An 18,581-nucleotide genomic window follows, 5' to 3' on the forward strand; every position below is an offset into this window, starting at 1 on the left:
CATGAACAACAAGAATTCCCTGCTGGTTGAACTGTTCGTCGAAGAACTGCCGCCCAAGGCGTTGAAGAAGCTCGGCGAGGCCTTTGCCGGCGTGCTGCGCGACCAGCTGCTGGCGCAAGGCCTGGCCGAAGCCGGCTCGGTGCTCACCGCCTATGCCTCGCCGCGCCGCCTGGCGGCGCACCTCACGCTCGTGGCCGATCGGGCCGCCGACCGGGCCGTGTCGCAGAAGCTCATGCCGGTGTCGGTGGGGCTCGATGCCTCGGGCCAGCCGACGCCCGCGCTGCTGAAGCGCCTGGGCGCGCTCGGTGCCGATGCGTCGGCCGTTGCGGGCCTGAAGCGCGCGATGGACGGCAAGGCCGAGGCCCTGTTCTACGAAAGCACCGCCAAGGGCGCGACGCTCGCCGAAGGCCTGCAGAAGGCGCTGGCCGAAGCCATCGCCAAGCTGCCGATCCCCAAGGTCATGAGCTACCAGCTCGAAAGCGGATGCGAACTGCCGGGCTGGAGCAGCGTGAGCTTCGTGCGGCCCGCGCACGGCCTCGTGGCGCTGCATGGCGACGCCATCGTGCCAGTCGAGGCGCTCGGCCTGAAGGCCGGCCGCGAGACCCGCGGGCACCGCTTCGAGGCGGCTGTCGACCCGGTGGTGCTGCGCGATGCCAGCAACTATGCGCTGCAGTTGCAGGAAGAAGGCGCCGTCATCGCGGGCTTCGAGACGCGCCGCGCCGAGATCGCGCGCCAGCTCGCGGCCGCGGCGGTGCGCGTGGGCGGCGGCACCGTGCCGATTCACGACGACGCGCTGCTCGACGAAGTGACCGCGCTGGTCGAGCGCCCCAACGTCCTGGTCTGCAGCTTCGAGCGCGAATTCCTGGAAGTGCCGCAGGAATGCCTCATCCTCACGATGAAGGCCAACCAGAAGTACTTTCCGCTGCTCGACGCGCAGAACCGGCTCACCCACCAGTTCCTGGTCGTCAGCAACATCAGCCCCGACGACGCCAGCGCGGTCGTCGGCGGCAACGAGCGCGTGGTGCGGCCGCGGCTGGCCGACGCGAAGTTCTTCTTCGACCAGGACCGCAAGAAGTCGCTGGCTTCGCGCGTGGAATCGCTGGCCAAGGTGGTCTACCACAACAAGCTCGGCACCCAGGGCGAGCGCGTCGAGCGCGTCATGCGCATTGCACGCGGCATCGCCCAGGCGCTGGCCGGAAAGCTCGGCGACGCCACGCTCGCGGCCCACGCCACCCAGGCCGCGCAGCTCGCCAAGGCCGATCTCGTGACCGACATGGTCGGCGAGTTTCCCGAGCTGCAGGGCATCATGGGCCGCTACTACGCGCTGCACGACGGCCTCGATGCCGCGGTGGCCGACGCCATCGAAGACCACTACAAGCCGCGTTTCGCGGGCGACGAGCTGCCGCGCAATCCCGTCGGCCTCGTGGTCGCACTGGCCGACAAGCTCGAGACCCTGGTCGGCATGTTCGGCATCGGCAACCTGCCCACCGGCGACCGCGACCCGTTCGCGCTGCGCCGCCATGCGCTCGGCGTGATCCGCATGCTGATCGAGAAGAACCTGCCGCTCGACCTCGACGTGCTGCTGGCCGAGGCCGCTGCGCAGTTCGACGGCATCGAGGGCTTCGAGCGCCAGCGCGCCACCGCCGAGCTGCAGGACTTCGTGCTCGACCGGCTCGCCGGCAGCCTGCGCGAACAGGGCGCCAGCGCGCAGGAGGTCGACGCCGTGCTCGCGCCCCGCCCGCAGCGCCTGGGCGAAGTGCCGCGCCTGCTCGCGGCCGTGCGCGCCTTTGCCGCGCTGCCGGCCGCCGCCGCGCTGGCCGCCGCCAACAAGCGCATCGGCAACATTCTCAAGAAGGCGCCCGAGGCCGATGCGCACGTGAGCGAACTGCTGCTGCAGGAACCCGCCGAGCGGGCGCTGCACGCCGCCATGGCCGAGGTCGTGCCGGCCGCCAATGCGCAGTTCGACGCTGGCGACTACACCGGATCGCTGCAGACCCTGGCAGCCCTTCGCGAGCCGGTCGATGCCTTCTTCGACGGCGTGATGGTCAACGCCGAGCAGGCCGACCTGCGGCTCAACCGGCTCGGCCTGCTGATGTCGCTGCACGTGGCGATGAACCGCGTGGCGCAGCTCGAGCGGCTGGCGGCTTGAGGTTTGGCGTTCGCGCGGCGTCACCAGGAGTCTGAAGGGACAACCCCATGAAACTCGTCATCCTCGACCGCAACGGCACGATCAACGTGCACCGTGAAGACTTCGTGAAGAGCGACGTCGAGTGGACGCCGCTGCCCGGCGCGCTCGAAGCCGTGGCCCGGCTCAACCATGCGGGATGGCACGTGGTGATCGCATCCAACCAGTCGGGGCTCGGGCGCGGCCTGTTCGACATGGCCTCGCTCAATGCCATGCACGCCAAGATGCACAAGATGCTCGCGGCCGTGGGCGGGCGGGTCGAGGCGGTCTTCTATTGCCCGCACAGCCCCGACGAGGGCTGCGCCTGCCGCAAGCCGGCGCCCGGGCTGTTCCGCCAGATCGCCGACCGCTTCGGCTTCGATCTCAAGGGCGTGCCGACCGCGGGCGACAGCCTGCGCGACCTGCAGGCCGGCGCTGCGGCCGGATGCGAACCGCACCTGCTGCTCACCGGCATGGGCGCCGCCTGCCGCGGCGTCGATCCGCTGCCTTCCGAATACCCGGCGAACACCATGGTCCACAACGACCTGGCCGCCTTTGTCGACTTTCTGCTTGCGCGCGAAGCGCAGGCCGCACTGCAGGTGGCTGTCTGATGGCTTTTCTCCGTTCCGTGTTCCATGCCCTCTGGATGCTCGTCACCGTGGTGCCCTGGGGCATCATCATGTGCGTCAGCTCGCTCTGGAAGCGCGGCATCCCGCTCTACTGGATGGCCGCGCGCTGGCTCGGCTGGGCAATCGACGGTGCGCGCGTGCTGCTGGGCATCCGCACCCGCGTGAGCGGCATGGAGAACCTGCCCACCGACCAGCTCGCAGGCGCGATCCTGCTGGTCAAGCACCAGTCCACCTTCGAGACCTTCCTCATGCCCACGCTGATGCCGCACCCGCTGGCCTACGTGTTCAAGAAGGAGCTGATCTACGTGCCCTTCTTCGGCTGGGCGATGGCCCGGCTCGACATGATCCACATCGATCGCAGTCAGCGCGCCCAGGCCTTCAACAAGGTGGTGAACCAGGGCCGCAAGCTGCTCGCGCAGGGCATCTGGATCATCATGTTCCCCGAGGGCACGCGCATTCCGCGCGGGCAAAAAGGCACCTACAAGAATGGCGGCACCCGGCTCGCCTGCGAAACAGGCGTGCCGGTCATTCCGATCGCGGTCACCTCGGCCAAGGTCTGGCCGCGCAAGGCCTTCATAAAACGCCCCGGCGTGGTGGACGTGTCGATCGGCCCGGCCATTTCCAGCGTCGGACGCAAGCCCGACGAACTGATGCGCGAGGTCGAGGCCTGGATCGAAGCCGAGATGCACCGGCTCGATCCCGAGGCCTATCGCGACAGCAGCCCGCCCGTCGAGGCGCAGCAGGCGCACGGGCGCTGAAGAGAGCGCAGGCGGCGCAGGCAGGAAAGAGCCGGACGATGCAGGCACTGCTGCAGTTCACCATGGACCTGTTCGAGAAGCTCGGCAGCGAGTTCGCCGCGCCTGCACCGCCCGAGCACCGTCCGCGCACGCCGCGCAAGAAGAAAGCGCCGCCGGCCGTGTCGCCTGCGCCCGCGCCTTCCGCGACCGACGAGGCTGCGCCGCATGCCGGCGCCGCGCCCGCAGTGCCCGCGATTCCGCTGCGCGACACGTTGGCGCTCGCGAGCTTCGTCCATCCGCAGGCCACGCGCGAAGTGGTCCTGGGCTCGGCGCGCGTGGGCTACGAGTTCAAACGCGGCAAGCGCAAGACCATCGGTTTTCTCGTCGGTGCCGAGGGACTGTCGGTGCGCGCCCCGCGCTGGGTGACGCTGCGCGACGTCGATGCCGCCGTGCAGGAGAAAGCCGACTGGATCCTGCGCAAGCTGCGCGAGACGCAGCAGCGCCAGGCGCGCGTCGAGGCCACGCGCATCGAGTGGAAGGACGGCGCCGAATTTCCGTTCATGGGCGAGCCGGTCGTGATCCGGCTCGACCCGAAGCACGGCTTCTCGAGCGTCGGCGGCACGCTCGACGAGGCCGGCGCCGAGGGCACGGGAGCGCGCGTCCTGCGCCTTGCGGTGGCGCAGAACGCAGCGCCGTCGCAGATCCGCGATGCCGCCCAGGCCTGGCTCATGCGCAGCGCGCGACGCCTCTTCATCGAGCGCCTCGACCACTTTGCGCCGCGGCTCGGCGTGCAGTGGCAGAAGCTGTCGCTCTCGAACGCCGCCACGCGCTGGGGCAGCGCGAGTGCCGACGGTTCGATCCGGCTCAACTGGCGGCTGATCCATTTCCGCCTGTCGGTGATCGACTATGTGGTGGCGCACGAGCTCGCCCACCTGCGCGTGATGGACCACTCGCACCGCTTCTGGGAAACGGTGGAGAGCGTGGTGCCGGACTACGGTGTTCTGCGCGCGCAGCTCAAGGACGAAGCCGTTCCCCGCTGGCGTTGATCCCGCGACGCGGCGCTGCGGGGCAGCCCGTTGTGCCTAGTCGGTTCCGCGCGTGTGGATCACGCCACCGTCGAGCACCAGCGTCGAGCCCAGCACGTAGTCGCCCGCGCGCGAGGCCAGGAAGATGGCCGCGCCGGCCATGTCCTCGGGGGTGCCGATGCGGCCGGCGGGAATGCGCTTGCCCACCTCTTCGGCGTTGTCGCGTGCATCCTTGTTCATGCTGGAGGCGAACGCGCCCGGTGCGATGGCGCTCACCACGATGCGGTCGCGCGCGAGCCGCGTGGCCATGCGGCGCGTCAGCTGGATCACGCCGGCCTTGCTGGCCGCGTAGGAATAGGTTTCGAGCGGATTGACCGCGATCCCGTCGATCGAGGCAATGTTGATCACCTTCGCCAGGTGGTCGGTGGCGCCGGCGCGCAGCATCGGCGTGAGCATCTGCGTGAGGAAGAAGGGCGTCTTCATGTTGAGGTCGACCACCTTGTCCCAGCCGCTCTCTGGAAATTCGTCGTAGGGCGCGCCCCAGGCGGCGCCGGCGTTGTTGACGAGGATGTCGAGCGTCTTTTCGTGGCCGGCATAGGCCTCGACCAGCGCCTTCATGCCCTCCTGCGTCGACACGTCGGCCGGCAGCGACACGCAGTGGCCGAAGGCCGAGAGCTCCTTGGCGGCGGCGTCGCAGGCATCGGCCTTGCGCGCCGAGATGTACACGCGCGCGCCCTGGGCCAGGAAGCCTTCGGCGATCATGCGGCCGATGCCGCGCGAGCCGCCGGTGATGAGGGCGCTGCGGCCCTCGAGCGAGAAGAGTCGGGTGGTGTCCATGTAGGTGTCTCCGGAGTCTTGAAAGATGCCGGAGGGAAGCTTAGTGCGCCGCGCGCCCGCGCGCCGTCACCTTGGCGGCAGCGCCAGGCTTCGGGGGCTGGTGAAAGTGCGCGCTTCGCCGCTCAGCGGGTCTTCGAACGCCACCGACTTGGCGAGCAGCTGCAGCGGTCGGTCGAAATCGTCGGCACCCTGCGGCAGCAGCGTGGGGTAGATCGGGTCGTTGACGATCGGCATGCCGAGCGCCATGCAGTGCACGCGCAACTGGTGGCGCCGCCCTGTGACCGGCGAGAGCCGGAGCAGCGCGTGGCCTCCCGCCTGCTGCGCGACCTCGATGTGCGTCTCGGAATTGGGCTCGCCGCCTTGTTCCTCCCTGACGCGCATGAAGTGCGCTTCGTCGTCGACGAGCCGGCTGCGGTAGATGGCCGGCGCCGCCGACACCCCGGGCTGCCAGGGGACGACCGCCTCATAGTGCTTGTCGATGCGGCGCTCCGGGAACAGCTCCTGGTAGGCGCCGCGCGTTTCGCGGCGCACCGAGAACAGCACCAGCCCGGCCGTGCCGCGATCGATGCGGTGCATCGGCACCAGGTCGTCGATGCCGAGCTTGCGCTTCAGCCGCACCAGCAGGCTCTCGTGCAGGTACTTGCCGGTGGGAATGACGGGCACGAAGGGCGGCTTGTCGACCACCAGCAGGTCGGCATCGCGGTAGACGATTTGCTCCTCGAACGGGATGCGCGCCTCGTCGTCGAGCGTGCGGTAGTAATAGACCCTGAGCGGCGCCTCGTAGCGGCGCGACGCGGTCACGGGCTCGCCGTACTCGTCGACCACGTCGTTGGCGGCCATGCGTTCGAGCCAGGCCTCGCGCGTGATCGCGGTGAATCGCTCGACCAGGAACTCGGCGATGGTCGGCCACGGGCCTTGCGGCAGGCCGACGCAGCTCGGGCCGACGCCGTCGCGCGTGGGCAGCGGCAGTTGCGGTGGCGGGCGGCGCGTCATGGTGAGGACAGCGCGCGCTCGATGAGCGGCAGCGCCTCGTCGAACGTCGGGCGTGCGGCCGCATCGGGCTGCAGGCAGCGCGCCGCGAGCGCGGCCACGGCGGGCGCGGGCGCATCGGTGCAGCGTGCCAGCAGCTCTTCGAGCAGGCAGCCGAAGGCGCGCATCTCGGCGGCCTGGAAGGCACGTGCCTGGACCGCACCGAGCGTGCCGGGCATCCAGGCAGCGCCAAAATCGCCGAGCCGCGCGCCGCCCTCCGGCCGCCACAGGATGTTGTGCGCGTAGACGTCGCCGTGGACGATGCCGCGCGCATGCAGGTGCCGCATCGCCGAGGCGATGTCGCGTGCGATGCGGAGCGCCACCGCCGAAGGCCAGCGCGCGTCCTCGGCGTACACGTCGCGGGTGCACGAGTCGAAGCTCGGCGGGCTCGCGAGCGTGGCGAACGCCGGATCGACGAGCGCCATCACCAGGCCGTCGCACCCTTTGGGATGCCCGCCGATGCGGCCCTGCGCCGCGACCAGCGTGGGATGCTCGCCCGCCGCGACGCTGGCCGCCATCTCGCTGTGCGGCCAGCCGTCGCTCGTGACCGCCCCCTTGAACAGCTTGACCGCCACCGGCTGCACGCCGCGCAGCACGGCTTCATGGATCACGCCCGAGGCGCCCTGGCCGATCTTCTTGCCGAGCGCCAGCTCGTGCCACGGCACGCTCGGCACCGAAGGCGCGGCGATGGCCGCGTCTTCCGCGGCGGCATCGAAGGGATTGCCGGCCGCCGCGAGCCATGCGAGCCGGGGCATCGATGCCAGCCAGGCGGGCAACTGCTCGAAGCGGTTGGCCGCAATGCGCAGCAGCTCGAGCTGCCCGCAGGCCGCGAGCGATGCCGGCAGCGCCTGCAGGCGGTTGCCCGCGAGCATGAGCTTCTGCAACCGTGCGCAGCGCCCGAGCGCATCAGGCAGCGAATCGATCTGGTTGTCGGTGAGGATCAGCCAGCGCAGCAGCGGCAGTTCGAGCGCCGCCGCGGGCACGCTGCGGATGCGGTTGGCCTTGAAGCCGACCATCTCGAGCGAGCGGCATTGCCCGAGCGAGGCGGGCAGTTCGGTGAAGCGGTTGTCGGAGCAGAACAGCACGCGCAGCCGGTGCAGCCGGCTCAGGTCGTCAGGCAGTGCCTCGAGCGCATTGCCCGACAGGTTCAGTATTTCGAGCGAATCGGCGAGCGCGAAGATCTCGCGCGGAAACTCGGTCAGCCCGCACGAGAGATCGAGCCGCCGCGTGCCCGCCAGCCGGCCGGCGCGCAGCGCGGCGAGCGTGTGCGGCATGTTCATGGCCGCCAAGTCTATGCGGCCCCGGCTGCGGCGCGCACGGCGGCGGCTTCTTCTGCTTCGTCAGGCCGCCCTGAAGCGGTAGACGCCGTCCTCGCCCAGCTCGCGGCGCACCTGGCCTGCGAACCACAGCAGGTGCAGGTGCGCGACCGTCTCGCCCATCGCGAAGGTCATCTGGTGCAGGTCGAGCGCGCGCTTGAACAGGATCGGCAGGCCCTCGGCGGCCGTCAGCGGCCCTGCGATGCAGGCCTCGAGCAGCTCGGCCAGGCGGTCGCGGTGGTGTTCCTGCAGTTGGTCGACGCGGCGGTGGATGCCCGTGAAGGGCTTGCCGTGCGACGGCAGGCCGAGCGTGTCGGCCGGCAGCGCCTTGAACTTGTCGATGCTGTCCAAAAACAGCCGCAGCGAGTTGGCATCGGGTTCGCTGGCGTGCACGCTCACGTTGGTCGAGATGCGCGGCAGCATCATGTCGCCGCCGAGCAGCAGCTTCAGTTCGTCGCAGTAGAGCGCAATGTGCTCGGGCGCGTGGCCGTAGCCGCTGATACAGCGCCATGCATGGCCGTCGATCATGACGGTGTCGCCGTCCATCATGCGCACGAAGCAGTCGGGCACCGCAGGCACCATGTTCGCGTAGTAGCTGGTGCGCGCGCGGATCTTGGCCATCGCCTCCGGGTCGCTGAGGCCGTGCGAGGCGAAGAAGCGCGCCGCCGCCTCGCCGCCCGCGAGCGTGTCGCCGCTGGTGGTGAGCACACGTGCCACGTGGTAGTCGGTCGAACTGATCCACAACGGCGCGTTCCAGCGCGTGCAGAGCCATTCGGCCAGGCCGATGTGGTCCGGATGCATGTGGGTGACGATCACGCGCAGGATCGGCAGGCCCTGCAACTGGGTCTCGAAGACTTGTTCCCATTGGGCGCGGGATTCGTCGTGCGCGATGCAGCAGTCGACCACCGTCCAGCCCTCGACGCCGCCGATGCTGTCGCGCAGCAGCCAGAGGTTGATGTGGTCGAGCGCGAAGGGCAGCCGCATGCGGATCCATCGCACGCCCGGTGCGACTTCCAATGCTTCGCCGGGGACGGGCAGGGTGTCGCCCAGGGGGTAGTGGAGTTCGCGTTCGAGGAGGTTCATGTAAGATTGACGTTTACGTAAACGTCATAGGTTGAGGGCACCATTGTAGGGACGGCGGCACAAACCTGCTGTCGCCACCGCAACGCCCTTCCGGACGTATTCCGCCCTTACCTTTCGCCACATGTCCGCGCAGACCTTCACCATCAGCCAGCTCGCGAAGGAGTTCGACCTCACGACGCGCGCCATCCGCTTCTACGAGGACATGGGGCTGCTCACGCCGGAGCGCTCGGGCATGCAGCGCATCTACAGCGCGCGCGACCGGGCGCGGCTCACGCTCACGCTGCGCGCGAAGCGCCTCGGCCTGAGCCTGACCGAGGCCAAGGACATCCTCGACATGTACGACAGCCCGCGCGACACCGTGGCGCAGCTGCAGAAGTTCCTTGGCGTGCTCGGCGCGCACCGCGCGCAGCTCGAGGCGCAGCTCGTCGAGCTGCAGGCCAATCTGGCCGAAGTGCGCGAGCAGGAGAAAAAAGGCCGCGCGGCGCTGGCCCGCGCGCAGAAAGCCGCCAGGCCGGCCTGAGATGCCGGCATCGACCTTCGACCGAACCACGACTCATCGACAATCACCGCCATGACCGAAACACTCGACGACCTCTTCGCCCACAACCGTGCCTGGTCCGCACAGATGGAACGCGACCGGCCCGGCTTCTTCACCGGCCTGGTGAAGCAGCAGACGCCGCGCTACATGTGGATCGGCTGCTCCGACAGCCGCGTGCCCGCCAACCAGATCACCGGCCTCGAGCCCGGCGAGGTGTTCGTGCACCGCAACGTCGCGAACATCGTGGTGCACTCCGACCTCAATGCGCTGTCGGCGATCCAGTTCGCCGTGGAGCACCTGAAGGTCAAGCACATCATGGTGGTGGGCCACTACGGCTGCGCCGGCGTGGCGGCCGCTCTCAGCGGCAAGCGCATCGGCCTGGCCGACAACTGGATCCGCCACATTCAGGACGTGCGCGACCGGCACAACGTGATGCTCGACAGCCTGCCCGAGGACGTGCGCGCCGATGCGCTGTGCGAACTCAACGTGGCCGAGCAGGTGGTCAACGTGGCGGTGAGCACGGTCATGGTCGACGCCTGGAGCCGCGACCAGCAGGTCACGATCCATGGCTGGACCTTCGGCGTGCACGACGGCCTGCTGCAGGACCTGGGCCTGAGCGTGGACGGCGCCAAGCCGCTCGACGCGGTGTACAAGGCCGCGGTGCAGCGCATCCGCTTCAAGTGGAGCACGCCGTCCGAAGCCACGCCGCTGCCGCGTGCCGCCGTGGCGGCCGCCGACGAAGCCGGCCAGAACGCGACACCCACAAGCGCCGGCTGAACGCATGTTCCCGCAGCGTCTCGATTCCCCGCTGGCCTACGATATCGCCAAGGCGATGATCGACGGCTTCAACCGCCACTACACGCTGTTTCGCGCCGAGTCGGCGCGCGCCAAGCACCGGTTCGAAACAGCCGATTGGCATGGCCAGCAGCGCGCGCAGCGCGAGCGCATCGAGTTCTACGACCTGCGGGTGAACGAGGCGGTGGCCCGCCTCGAGAAGGAGTTCAAGGCCGGCGAGCAGCCCATGGAGGTGTGGCACCAGGTCAAGCTGCACTTCATCGGCCTGCTTGTGGACCACCACCAGCCCGAGCTGGCCGAGAGCTTCTTCAACTCGGTGACAACGAAGATCCTGCACCGCGCCTACTTCCAGAACGATTTCATCTTCGTGCGCCCGGCGATCAGCACCGAATACATCGAGCCGCGCGGTGCGCCCACATACCGGCCCTACTACCCGAGCGACGAGGCGCTGGCCGGCACCATCGAACAGATGATCGACGACTATGCGCTGCAGGGCAGCTTCGCCGACAAGCGGCGCGACGCCGAGCGCGTGGCCAATGCCATGATGGGGCGCTTCGACCAGGTGAAGCTGCGCGCCAACTTTCAGCTGCAGGTGCTCTCGGGCCTGTTCTACCGCAACAAGGGTGCCTACGTGGTTGGCAAGATCATGAACGGCTTCACCGAGCTGCCGTTCTCGCTGCCGATCCTGCACGACAGCCGAGACCATTTCTACGTGGACGCGGTGCTGTTCGGCGAAGACGACCTGCAGATGCTCTTCAGCTTTGCGCGCGCGTACTTCATGGTCGACATGGAAGTGCCCTCGGCCTGCGTGCAGTTCCTGCGTTCGCTGATGCCGCGCAAGCCGCGCGCCGAGATCTACAACGCACTCGGCCTCGCTAAGCAGGGCAAGACGCTCTTCTACCGCGACTTTCTTTCGCACCTGAACTATTCGAGCGACCGCTTCCGCATCGCGCCCGGCATCAAGGGCATGGTCATGCTGGTGTTCGACCTGCCTTCCTTCCCGTTCGTGTTCAAGGTCATCAAAGACTTCTATCCGCCGCAGAAGGACACCACGCGCGAGCAGATCAAGGGCAAGTACCTGCTCGTGAAGCAGCACGACCGCGTCGGGCGCATGGCCGACACGCTCGAATACAGCGACGTGGGCTTTCCGCTCGACCGATTCGAGCCCGAACTCATCGAGGAGATCAAGAAATTCGCACCCAGCCAGCTCGAGATCGCCGACCGCGACGGCAACGGGGAGATGGAGCTGGTGCTCAAGCACGTCTACATCGAGCGCCGCATGATCCCGCTCAACATCTACCTGCAGGAGGCCTTCGACACGCTGGCCGACCCCGAAACCCCGGCGCACGCACGGCGCGCCAGGGAGCAGCTCGAGCATGCGGTCGTCGAGTACGGCAATGCCATCAAGGACATGGTCGCCGCCAACATCTTTCCCGGTGACATGCTGTGGAAGAACTTCGGCGTCACGCGTGGCGGCAAGGTCGTCTTCTACGACTACGACGAGATCGAATACATCACCGACTGCAAATTCCGCAAGGTGCCCGCGCCGCGCAACGAGGAGGACGAGATGAGCGGCGAGGTCTGGTATTCGGTGGGCCCGAAGGACGTGTTCCCCGAGACCTTCGGCCCGTTCCTGCTCGGCAACGACGCCGTGCGCGAGGCCTTCATGGCGCACCATGCCGACCTGCTCGACGCCGCCTTCTGGCAGCACCACAAGCAGCGCATCGAGGCCGGGCAGATGCTCGACGTCTTCCCGTACGAGGAATCGCAGCGTTTCCCGCACGAGGGGCATGCGACCCACTTCTGAACATCCATCCACAAGGAGATCTGAAATGTCCGAATCCATCGTCATCGTCGGTGCTGCACGCACTCCCATGGGCAGCTTCCAGGGCGACTTCGCGTCGCTCGCGGCGCACGACCTCGGCGGCGCTGCCATCAAGGCCGCCGTGGAGCGCGCCGGCATTGCGCCCGACAGCGTCGGCGAAGTGCTGTTCGGCAACTGCCTGATGGCGGGCCAGGGCCAGGCGCCGGCGCGCCAGGCGGCCTACAAGGGCGGCCTGCCCGACAGCGCCGGCGCGGTCACGCTCAGCAAGATGTGCGGCTCGGCCATGAAGGCGGCCATGCTCGCGCACGACCTGCTGCTTGCGGGCACCCACGAGGTGATGGTGGCGGGCGGCATGGAAAGCATGACCAACGCGCCGTATCTCATGCTCAAGGGCCGCGGCGGCTACCGCATGGGCCACGACCGCATCTTCGACCACATGATGCTCGACGGCCTCGAGGACGCCTATCAGCCGGGCCGTTCCATGGGCACCTTCGGCGAAGACTGCGCGGCCAAGTACAAGTTCACGCGCGAGCAGCAGGACGCCTTCGCGATCGCCAGCGTGCAGCGGGCCAAGGCCGCCACCGAATCCGGCGCGTTCAAGGACGAGATCGTGCCCGTCACCGTGAAGGGCCGCGGCGGCGATACCGTGGTCTCGATCGACGAGGGCCCGGGCAAGGTCAAGCTCGACAAGATCTCCACGCTCAAGCCCGCGTTCAAGAAAGAGAACGGCACCATCACCGCCGCCTCGAGCTCGTCGATCAACGACGGCGCCGCGGCGCTGGTCATGATGACCGAATCGCACGCCAGGAAGATCGGCGCAACGCCGATCGCCCGCATCATGGGCCATGCGACGCATGCGCAGCAGCCCGAGTGGTTCTCGACCGCACCGGTCGGCGCTGTCGCCAAGCTGTTCAAGAAGACCGGCTGGAGCGTGCGCGACGTCGACCTGTGGGAAGTCAACGAGGCCTTCGCGGTGGTGCCGATGGCGCTGATGCACGAACTCGACGTTTCGCACGAGATCGTCAATGTGCATGGCGGCGCCTGCGCGCTCGGCCACCCGATCGGCGCGAGCGGCGCACGCATCATGGTCACGCTGCTGCATGCGCTCAAGGCGCGCGGCAAGAAGCGCGGCGTGGCGACGCTGTGCATCGGCGGAGGCGAAGGCACGGCGGTGGCACTCGAATTGCTATGAGCGGACGCCCCCCGGGCGCCCCCAGACCAACATCCAACAATGCGTAGAGCAGGAGTCTTCATGCGCCCTTCCTTTCACCGTACCGCCATGGCCGTCGTGCTGGCCACCGCCTTCGTGGCGAGCGCCGCCTGGGCCCAGAAGCGCGACAACGTGCTGTTTCAGGCCGCCACCGACGAGCAGCCCGCGCTGATCAAGACGCTGGAAAAACTCGTCAACCTCGAGACCGGCACCGGCGATGCCGAAGGCCTCGCGGCCGCCGGCCAGTACCTCGAGGGCGAACTCAAGAACCTCGGCTTCACGGTCACACGGCACAAGTCGGCGGGGCTCGTCGTGGGCGACAACATCGTCGGCAAGCTCAAGGGGCGCGGCGGCAAGAACCTGTTGCTGATGTCGCACATGGACACGGTCTATCCGAAGGGCACGCTCGCGAAGGCCCCGTTCAAGATCGAGGGCGACAAGGCCTACGGTCCCGGCATCGCCGACGACAAGGGCGGCAACGCCGTGATCCTGCACACGCTCAAGCTGCTGATCAAGGACTACGGCGTGCGCGACTTCGGCACCATTACCGTGCTGTTCAACACCGACGAGGAAAAGGGCTCCTTCGGTTCGCGCGACCTGATCCAGGAAGAAGCGAAGCAGGCCGACTACGTGCTGTCGTTCGAACCCACGAGCGCCGGTGACGAGAAGCTCTCCCTCGGCACCTCGGGCATCGCCTACGTGCAGGTCAACATCACCGGCAAAGCCTCGCATGCGGGCGCGGCGCCCGAGCTCGGCGTGAACGCGCTGGTCGAGGCCTCCGATCTCGTGCTGCGCACGATGGACATCGACGACAAGTCGAAGAACCTGCGCTTCAACTGGACCATCGCCAAGGCCGGCAACGTGTCGAACATCATCCCGGCAAGCGCCACGCTGAATGCCGACGTGCGCTACGCGCGCAACGAGGACTTCGACGCCGCGATGAAGACGCTCCAGGAGCGTGCGCAGCAGAAGAAACTGCCCGAAGCGGACGTCAAGGTGCTCATCACGCGCGGCCGTCCGGCCTTCAATGCCGGCGAAGGCGGCCGCAAACTGGTCGACAAGGCCATCGCCTTCTACAAGGAGGCGGGCGGCACGCTCGACATTGCCGAACGCACCGGCGGCGGCACCGATGCGGCCTATGCGGCGCTCTCGGGCAAGCCGGTGATTGAAAGCCTGGGCCTGCCGGGCTTCGGCTACCACAGCGACAAGGCCGAGTACGTCGACACCAGCGCCATCCCGCGCCGCCTGTACATGGCCGCGCGGCTGATCATGGACCTGGGCGCCGGCAAGTAGCCGCTGCAGGCCCGCGCCAAGAAAAAAAAACACAGGAGACACAGCCATGCTGCTCAGTGCCGACCAGGAAGCCATCCGCGACGCGGTGCGCGCGTTCTCGCAAGCCGAACTCTGGCCCCACGCCCCGCGCTGGGACCGCGAGCACATCTTTTCGAAGGAAGCGCACCAGGGCCTCGCGGCGCTGGGCGCCTACGGCATCTGCGTGCCCGAGGAGCACGGCGGCGCCGGCCTCGACTACCTGACGCTCGCGCTCGTGCTCGAGGAAATCGCCGCCGGCGACGGCGGCACCAGCACCGCCATCAGCGTGACCAACTGCCCGGTCAACGCCATCATGCTGCGTTACGGCAATGCACAGCAGAAGAAGCAGTGGCTGGAGCCGCTGGCGCAAGGACAGATGCTCGGCGCGTTCTGCCTCACCGAGCCGCAGGCCGGCAGCGACGCGTCGAGCCTGCGCACCATCGCGCGCAAGGACGCCGACGGCTGGGTCATCGACGGCGTCAAACAGTTCATCACCAGCGGCAAGAACGGCCAGGTGGCGATCGTGATCGCGGTCACCGACAAGGCCGCGGGCAAGCGCGGCATGAGCGCGTTCATCGTGCCGACCGAGGCGCCGGGCTACAACGTGGCGCGGCTCGAGGACAAGCTCGGCCAACACAGCAGCGACACCGCGCAGATCAATTTCGACGGTTGCCGCATCCCAGCCGAGAACCTGATCGGGCAGGAGGGCGAGGGCTACAAGATCGCGCTTGGCGCGCTCGAGGGCGGGCGCATCGGCATCGCGGCGCAGAGCGTGGGCATGGCGCGCAGCGCGTTCGAGGTCGCGCTCGCCTATGCGAAGGAACGCCAGGCCTTCGGCGGCGCGATCTTCGACCAGCAGGCCGTGGGCTTCCGCCTTGCGGACTGCGCCACGCAGCTCGAGGCGGCGCGGCAGCTCATCTGGCATGCCGCGAGCCTGCGCGATGCCGGCAGGCCCTGCCTCAAGGAAGCCGCGATGGCCAAGCTGTTCGCGAGCGAGATGGCCGAGCGCGTCTGCAGTGCCGCCATCCAGACGCTCGGCGGCTACGGCTATGTGAACGACTTTCCGCTTGAGCGCATCTACCGCGACGTGCGGGTGTGCCAGATCTACGAAGGCACGTCGGACATCCAGAAGCTTCTTATCCAGCGCGCACTGGCCTGAGCGACCGCCGCGCTGCCTGTCATCGGTTTCGACGACAGACAGCACCGCGGCGCCGGTGCAGCATGGCGGCCTCTTCATCGGAGGTTCTGTCGTGCCAAAGTCGTCCAAGAAAGCCGTTTCCCTTTCCCTTCTCTTGTGCAGCGCCGCCGCAGCCGCGCAGCCTGCAGCCGGCGACATCGCCGCGCTGACCGCCAGCGAAGCGGTCCGGCAGCTTTGCGCCGGCACGCTCTCCAGCGAGCAACTGGTGACGGCTTCGCTCGCGCGCGCCAAGGCCCGACCGGAGCTGAATGCCTTCGTCACGCTCGACGAAGCGGGCGCGCTGAAGGCTGCGCGCGCCGCCGATGCGCAGCAACGCCAGCGCCAGCGTGGCGGCGCTGCGTGCAAGCCGCTGGCCGGGCTGCCCGTGGTCATCAAGGACAACATCCAGGTGCAGGGCCTGCCCGCCACGGCCGGCACGCCCGCGCTGAAGGGTTTCGTGCCCGCCGCCGATGCGCCGGTGGTCGCGAAGCTGCGCGCTGCCGGCGCCGTGATCCTCGGCAAGACGAGCATGCACGAGCTGGCCTTCGGCGTGACGGGATGGAATCCGGCGTTCCAGAGCGGGCCTGAGGTGGGCGTGCGCAATGCCTACGACGCAAGCCGCATCGCGGGCGGTTCGTCGTCCGGCAATGGCGCGGCGCTGGGCGCGCGCATCGTGACGGCCGCACTGGGCACCGACACCGGCGGCTCGGTGCGCATCCCGTGCGCGTTCAACGGCTGCGCCGCATTGCGGCCGAGCATCGGGCGCTATCCGCAGCAGGGCATCGCGCCCATTTCGCACACCCGGGACACCGCAGGGCCGATGGCCGCGTCGGTGGCCGACCTCGTGCTGCTCGACCGTGTGATCGCCGGTGGTGCGGCGGTCCGCCCGGTCGACCTGAAGCGCGTGCGGCTCGGCGTGGTGCCGGCCTTCCACGAGAACCTCGACGCCGACACGCGCGCGGCCACCGACGCGGCACTCGCCAAGTTGCGCGAAGCCGGCGCAACGCTGGTCGAGGTGGAGATGCCGAAGCTCATGGAACTCAACGGCGCCATCGGCTTTCCGCTGGCGCTCTACGAGGCGCACGACGACATGGTGGCCTATCTTGCGAAGTACCGCACCGGCGTCGACATGACGCACTTGGTCGCCGGCATTGCGAGCGCCGACGTCAAGGGCACCTTCGAAACCTTCGTCGTGCCGCGCAAGCTGCCCGCGCCGAATGGCGTGATCGATGCGAAGCCGGCCTACGACAACGCCATGAAGGTCGCGCGGCCGGCGCTGCAGAAGCTCTATCGCGACACCTTCGCGACGCACCGCCTCGATGCGCTGGTGTTCGCCACCGTGCCGCGCGTGGCGCTCGCGGCCGGGCCGGAGTCGAGCAGTCCCGAGAACTTCGGCGCGCTGATCCAGAACACCGACCCGGGGAGCAATGCCGGCATTCCGGGCCTGCAACTGCCATCGGGGATCGGCGCGGCGAGCGGGTTGCCGATCGGGCTGGAGTTCGACGGCCCCGCCGGCAGCGATCGCCGGTTGCTGGCGCTGGGGCTCGCGGTGGAAGCCGTGCTCGGGCGCATCGCCGCGCCGAAGTAGCGCGGCAGGGGGCGGCTCATTCAGCGCGTGGCCGGTGCTTCCGCGCCCATGCGTGCCGCCAGCGCCGAGCGCCGTTCGATGCCGAGCTTGTCGAAGGTGCGGCGCAGGTAGGTCCGCACCGTCGGCACGCCCACGCCCATGCGCCGCGCGATCTCCTTGTCGGTCAGGCCCTGCCGCACCGCGTCGGCCACCTGCTGCTCGCGCGCACTCAGCAGCGATGCGGCCGGCGCGCGATGCTGCTGCGCGCGCCTGAGCGCGCCGGCGAATGCCGGCTCCACCAGGTCGAGCAGTGCCTTCTCGTGGTCGCCGAAGTCGCTGCGGCCCTTGCGGCGCCAGATGCGCAGGTCGCCCAACGCATGCACGCCTTCGAACGCATGAAGGTTCATGCCCCAGTGCAGGCCGTCGCGCGCGAGGAAGTCGCCGAAGAACGGCGTGCGCATCAGCGCGCGCTGCGGCATCACTTCGGTCACGCGCGTCGCTCGCCGCCGCGACTGCAGCACGAAGGTGATCGGGTCGTGGTGCTGGTGCCATTCGGCATAGCGGTCGAGGTTGGCCGGGTCCATGTTGAGGGCCACGCGCTCGCCGAAGCTGCCGTGCTCGGCGTGCCAGACGTACGAGGCGAACTGGTCGGCCCGCAGCAGGTCGAGCAGCGCCCAGCCAAGGCGCTCGCGGATCTCGCGCTCGCCGCGGTCTTCTGCCAACAGCGTGAAGACGCCGCGCAGCGCTTTGTGCTCGGAGGCCGTGAGGTACATCGCATCATCTCCTCGTGCCGGAAGCCTAGCTTGTAGCAAGCGCCGCGCCAACGGTGGATGCACCCATCCGGCGCGCCGCGGGGGGCGCCGCGCGGAAATGTTCCAATAGCGGTCTCCATGAGCGCCACCGATCCCACCTCCGGACCCTGCCCCTGCGGCCGCACCGACCGCCGCGACAAGCCCATCGGCTACACGATGTGCTGCGGTCGCTACGTCGACGACTTCGAGCACACGCCCGCGCCCGACGCCGAGTCGCTGATGCGCTCGCGCTATACCGCCTTCGTGCTGGAGCGCGCCCCCTACCTGCTCGCCACCTGGCATCCGACGAAGCGGCCGGCGTCGATCGACTTCGAGCCGGGCGTGAAATGGCTGGGGCTCGATGTGCGTTCGCGCTCGGTGCTCGACGCCGACCATGCCGAAGTCGAATTCGTCGCGCGCCAGCGCAGCGCTTCCAGCGGTGCCGCCACGCGCCTGCACGAGCGCAGCCGCTTCGTGCGCGAGGGCGAGCGCTGGTACTACCTCGACGGCGACCTGCAGCAGCCTGCCGGTTGACGCCCCGTGCGAC

Annotated in this window: 17 protein-coding genes; 12 read left to right on the forward strand and 5 right to left on the reverse strand. The window is 68.6% G+C overall.

The features are described 5' to 3' along the window. Window position 1: 1 nt before the first annotated feature. From glyS to AC3A6G_RS16445, 4 genes are read left to right on the forward strand one after another with little or no spacing between them, the layout of a single operon-like run. Window positions 2–2,149, forward strand: coding sequence for a glycine--tRNA ligase subunit beta (gene glyS, locus AC3A6G_RS16430; RefSeq protein WP_487874063.1), 2,148 nt, complete (start codon window positions 2–4; stop codon window positions 2,147–2,149). A gap of 47 nt (window positions 2,150–2,196) precedes the next feature. Continuing rightward, complete coding sequence (gene gmhB / locus AC3A6G_RS16435) at window positions 2,197–2,775, forward strand: D-glycero-beta-D-manno-heptose 1,7-bisphosphate 7-phosphatase (RefSeq protein WP_487862332.1); 579 nt, start codon at window positions 2,197–2,199, stop codon at window positions 2,773–2,775. Then, window positions 2,775–3,551 (forward strand): lysophospholipid acyltransferase family protein, encoded by a 777-nt coding sequence (locus AC3A6G_RS16440; RefSeq protein WP_487874064.1) that lies wholly within the window; start codon window positions 2,775–2,777, stop codon window positions 3,549–3,551. Before gmhB ends, AC3A6G_RS16440 begins: the two co-directional genes overlap by 1 nt. A 38-nt stretch (window positions 3,552–3,589) precedes the next feature. Then, entirely contained in the window at window positions 3,590–4,576 is a 987-nt protein-coding gene (locus AC3A6G_RS16445) for a M48 family metallopeptidase (protein ID WP_487874065.1), read from the forward strand. 36 nt (window positions 4,577–4,612) lie between these two features. Here AC3A6G_RS16445 and AC3A6G_RS16450 read toward each other — a convergent pair whose 3' ends face one another. The 4 genes from AC3A6G_RS16450 to AC3A6G_RS16465 all read right to left on the reverse strand — a co-directional run bounded on the left by AC3A6G_RS16450 (window position 4,613) and on the right by AC3A6G_RS16465 (window position 8,820). Beyond that, on the reverse strand, window positions 4,613–5,392 hold the full coding sequence (locus AC3A6G_RS16450) for an SDR family oxidoreductase (RefSeq protein WP_487862335.1): 780 nt from the start codon (window positions 5,390–5,392) through the stop codon (window positions 4,613–4,615). Window positions 5,393–5,458: 66 nt separating this feature from the next. After that, the gene (locus AC3A6G_RS16455) at window positions 5,459–6,385 is read right to left on the reverse strand and encodes a pseudouridine synthase (protein ID WP_487874066.1); all 927 of its coding nucleotides are present in this window, start codon (window positions 6,383–6,385) and stop codon (window positions 5,459–5,461) included. Continuing rightward, entirely contained in the window at window positions 6,382–7,695 is a 1,314-nt protein-coding gene (locus tag AC3A6G_RS16460; protein WP_487874205.1) for a leucine-rich repeat-containing protein kinase family protein, read from the reverse strand. Before AC3A6G_RS16460 ends, AC3A6G_RS16455 begins: the two co-directional genes overlap by 4 nt. 66 nt (window positions 7,696–7,761) lie before the next feature. After that, a complete protein-coding gene (locus tag AC3A6G_RS16465) occupies window positions 7,762–8,820 on the reverse strand; it encodes an MBL fold metallo-hydrolase (protein ID WP_487865606.1) in 1,059 nt (352 codons plus the stop codon). Between the two features lie 121 nt (window positions 8,821–8,941). On the opposite strand from AC3A6G_RS16465, the gene AC3A6G_RS16470 reads away from it, so the two are divergent. The 7 genes from AC3A6G_RS16470 (at window position 8,942) to iaaH (ending at window position 17,264) form a co-directional block, all read left to right on the forward strand. Continuing rightward, window positions 8,942–9,340, forward strand: coding sequence for a MerR family transcriptional regulator (locus AC3A6G_RS16470; protein ID WP_487862338.1), 399 nt, complete (start codon window positions 8,942–8,944; stop codon window positions 9,338–9,340). A 51-nt stretch (window positions 9,341–9,391) separates the two neighbouring features. Then, on the forward strand, window positions 9,392–10,135 hold the full coding sequence (can, locus tag AC3A6G_RS16475; protein ID WP_487862339.1) for a carbonate dehydratase: 744 nt from the start codon (window positions 9,392–9,394) through the stop codon (window positions 10,133–10,135). A gap of 4 nt (window positions 10,136–10,139) precedes the next feature. Beyond that, window positions 10,140–11,960: a bifunctional isocitrate dehydrogenase kinase/phosphatase gene (gene aceK, locus AC3A6G_RS16480; RefSeq protein ID WP_487874067.1), complete on the forward strand. Its 1,821-nt coding sequence runs from the start codon at window positions 10,140–10,142 to the stop codon at window positions 11,958–11,960. Window positions 11,961–11,985: 25 nt separating this feature from the next. Further along, window positions 11,986–13,170 (forward strand): acetyl-CoA C-acyltransferase, encoded by a 1,185-nt coding sequence (locus AC3A6G_RS16485; RefSeq protein WP_487874068.1) that lies wholly within the window; start codon window positions 11,986–11,988, stop codon window positions 13,168–13,170. Window positions 13,171–13,230: 60 nt separating this feature from the next. Further along, the gene (locus tag AC3A6G_RS16490) at window positions 13,231–14,481 is read left to right on the forward strand and encodes a glutamate carboxypeptidase (protein ID WP_487862342.1); all 1,251 of its coding nucleotides are present in this window, start codon (window positions 13,231–13,233) and stop codon (window positions 14,479–14,481) included. A 46-nt stretch (window positions 14,482–14,527) separates the two neighbouring features. Next, window positions 14,528–15,658 (forward strand): acyl-CoA dehydrogenase family protein, encoded by a 1,131-nt coding sequence (locus AC3A6G_RS16495; protein WP_487874069.1) that lies wholly within the window; start codon window positions 14,528–14,530, stop codon window positions 15,656–15,658. Window positions 15,659–15,749: 91 nt separating this feature from the next. Beyond that, window positions 15,750–17,264, forward strand: a complete 1,515-nt coding sequence (gene iaaH / locus AC3A6G_RS16500; RefSeq protein ID WP_487874070.1) for an indoleacetamide hydrolase — start codon at window positions 15,750–15,752, stop codon at window positions 17,262–17,264. 20 nt (window positions 17,265–17,284) lie between these two features. On the opposite strand, the gene AC3A6G_RS16505 is transcribed toward iaaH, so the two are convergent. Then, complete coding sequence (locus AC3A6G_RS16505) at window positions 17,285–18,016, reverse strand: helix-turn-helix transcriptional regulator (RefSeq protein ID WP_487874071.1); 732 nt, start codon at window positions 18,014–18,016, stop codon at window positions 17,285–17,287. Window positions 18,017–18,133: 117 nt separating this feature from the next. Between AC3A6G_RS16505 and AC3A6G_RS16510 the strand changes: the two genes are divergently transcribed. Continuing rightward, window positions 18,134–18,568 carry a YchJ family protein gene (locus tag AC3A6G_RS16510; protein WP_487862346.1) on the forward strand — a complete coding sequence of 145 codons (435 nt, stop codon included), beginning with the start codon at window positions 18,134–18,136 and terminating at the stop codon, window positions 18,566–18,568. The last annotated feature ends 13 nt before the right edge of the window (window positions 18,569–18,581 follow it).

The organism is Variovorax sp. Soil_C_26 (assembly GCF_057657075.1).

Coding starts and splice junctions, on each gene's coding strand:
- AC3A6G_RS16440 (WP_487874064.1), top strand. CDS start 2,775: ATGGCTTTTCTCCGTTCCGTGTTCCATGCCCTCTGGATGCTCGTCACC.
- glyS (WP_487874063.1), top strand. CDS start 2: ATGAACAACAAGAATTCCCTGCTGGTTGAACTGTTCGTCGAAGAACTG.
- AC3A6G_RS16465 (WP_487865606.1), bottom strand. CDS start 8,820: ATGAACCTCCTCGAACGCGAACTCCACTACCCCCTGGGCGACACCCTG.
- AC3A6G_RS16470 (WP_487862338.1), top strand. CDS start 8,942: ATGTCCGCGCAGACCTTCACCATCAGCCAGCTCGCGAAGGAGTTCGAC.
- AC3A6G_RS16445 (WP_487874065.1), top strand. CDS start 3,590: ATGCAGGCACTGCTGCAGTTCACCATGGACCTGTTCGAGAAGCTCGGC.
- AC3A6G_RS16505 (WP_487874071.1), bottom strand. CDS start 18,016: ATGTACCTCACGGCCTCCGAGCACAAAGCGCTGCGCGGCGTCTTCACG.
- AC3A6G_RS16450 (WP_487862335.1), bottom strand. CDS start 5,392: ATGGACACCACCCGACTCTTCTCGCTCGAGGGCCGCAGCGCCCTCATC.
- AC3A6G_RS16510 (WP_487862346.1), top strand. CDS start 18,134: ATGAGCGCCACCGATCCCACCTCCGGACCCTGCCCCTGCGGCCGCACC.
- AC3A6G_RS16495 (WP_487874069.1), top strand. CDS start 14,528: ATGCTGCTCAGTGCCGACCAGGAAGCCATCCGCGACGCGGTGCGCGCG.
- aceK (WP_487874067.1), top strand. CDS start 10,140: ATGTTCCCGCAGCGTCTCGATTCCCCGCTGGCCTACGATATCGCCAAG.
- AC3A6G_RS16490 (WP_487862342.1), top strand. CDS start 13,231: ATGCGCCCTTCCTTTCACCGTACCGCCATGGCCGTCGTGCTGGCCACC.
- can (WP_487862339.1), top strand. CDS start 9,392: ATGACCGAAACACTCGACGACCTCTTCGCCCACAACCGTGCCTGGTCC.
- gmhB (WP_487862332.1), top strand. CDS start 2,197: ATGAAACTCGTCATCCTCGACCGCAACGGCACGATCAACGTGCACCGT.
- AC3A6G_RS16460 (WP_487874205.1), bottom strand. CDS start 7,695: ATGCCGCACACGCTCGCCGCGCTGCGCGCCGGCCGGCTGGCGGGCACG.
- AC3A6G_RS16455 (WP_487874066.1), bottom strand. CDS start 6,385: ATGACGCGCCGCCCGCCACCGCAACTGCCGCTGCCCACGCGCGACGGC.
- AC3A6G_RS16485 (WP_487874068.1), top strand. CDS start 11,986: ATGTCCGAATCCATCGTCATCGTCGGTGCTGCACGCACTCCCATGGGC.